Source organism: Xylanibacter sp., from assembly GCF_057607445.1.
On record NZ_DBLZAX010000047.1, the window covers coordinates 1 to 1,729 of the forward strand.

Consider the following 1,729-nt stretch of genomic DNA (forward strand, 5'->3'; position numbering starts at 1 on the left):
TTGTCAAGTTCTAATGCTTCTATCTCCTGCCATTCATAGAAGCTATTATATGCTATACATCCGATAAGAACGGAGATAAGTATATACCCCAACCGTATTGTCTTATAGAAATTCCTGGATCGTTCCATTATTTTGATGATACTGATTTTTCAAACATGAATAAAAGTTTATCCTTTTCTTCCATACGGGTATTATCAGAATAACCGCCTTTTGTTATTTGATACCCACACGGCTTAACCATAAAAGTGCCTAAGCCTTTAGTGTATGAACTTACTTCTGAGGCATAGTCTTTACTTGTATTTAATGGAACTTTCCCTTCAATAAGACACCACTCATTATTACAACTGATACCTTTAATCTCAGACATCATTTTTTGCAGATCTGTAATAGCTTTGGAACTTGCTACTTGTGGTATCTGTAACTCAAAATAGAGCATCGGTTCGAGAATATCCACTCCTGATTGTTGCAAAGCCAGCCTGAAGACATAAGGGGTCAGCTGTCTGAAATCAGCAGGTGTACTTACCGGGCTATAATACTCGGCTTGAGTAAAAGTTACTTTCAGATCTGTCACTTCCCATCCATGTAAACCAGATTGGCAAGACATACGAATCCCTTCAAAAACGGCATTTTGAAAAGAATGGTTCAGATAACCATAGGAGATGTCACTTTCGATTTGCAACCCTGCCCCTAACGGTAAGGGTTCAAGAGTCAGCCCTATTGTGGCCCAGTAAGGGTTGGGTGGTACTTCGATCTGAATAATCTTATTGACCTTTTTTATAGGTCGTTCTTTGTAGATAGTCTTGATCTCATCAAAATGGACCTTTACGGAAAATCGTTCTTCCAGCAATGTCTGTATGATTTCCTTTTGGGTCAAACCATATAACGAGATTTCCAATTCATCACTATATGAGTTTATGGAAAAGGACAAAGACGGGTCTTCAATCCACAATGTATTCAGAGCGGATATCACCTTGCTTCTCTCTTCGGGCTTATTTGGCCGGACGGAGGATTTGAGAGCGGGATGCTGATGAGATAATCCTTGAATCAAACAAGGTTTAGCACCTAAATAATCTCCGATTCGAAAATCTTCTATATCTTCTACAATCGCGATATCATTGGCACCCACTTCATCAACATTTATCTCTCTGCCCTGATAAATAGTCTTTAGATTTTTAATCTTGATGAATTTTTCCGAATCGTTGATTCTTACAACGTCTCGAAGTCTCAGACTTCCGTCAATTATTTTAAGAAAACTTCTTTTATGCCCTTTGGGGTCATGCTCTATCTTATAGAGATAAGCTGAAAGTCTGTTTGAGACTGATGCCGGAGGAAGTATAAAAGAAGAAATGGCGTCCAACAACTCATTGATACCGATATTGAACATTGCTGATCCATGTAGCACCGGATAGACTTTGGCTTTTGCCACAAGAGCGATTATCGTATTCCAATAATCAGCCGGTGAAATTTCGCTATCCGCCAAATATCGTTCTAATATATCGTCGTCATGGTTGCATACAAATTCTTTGTATTCTTCCTTTATATATGTTTGGGAGCAAACCGGATAAACCGATCCATCGACAACAGTTTGCATAAACAGGACATCTTGCGACAGATTTGTTTTTATATCCATATACAAACGCTCCAAATTCACACCGGCACGGTCAATCTTATTGATAAATATAATTGTCGGGATTTGCAGCTTTTGTAAAGTACTGAACAGCAACTTTGT

Annotated in this window: 1 protein-coding gene and 1 pseudogene; both read right to left on the bottom strand. The window is 38.6% G+C overall.

Annotation, left to right across the window (positions count from 1 at the left end):
• A pseudogene (locus ACZMIG_RS14725) lies at positions 1 to 128 on the bottom strand (two component system sensor kinase); the annotation flags it as partial.
• A partial coding sequence (locus ACZMIG_RS14730; RefSeq protein ID WP_487889764.1) for a GTP-binding protein occupies positions 128 to 1,729 on the bottom strand: 1,602 nt, incomplete at its 5' end. The pseudogene ACZMIG_RS14725 and the gene ACZMIG_RS14730, both read right to left, overlap by 1 nt.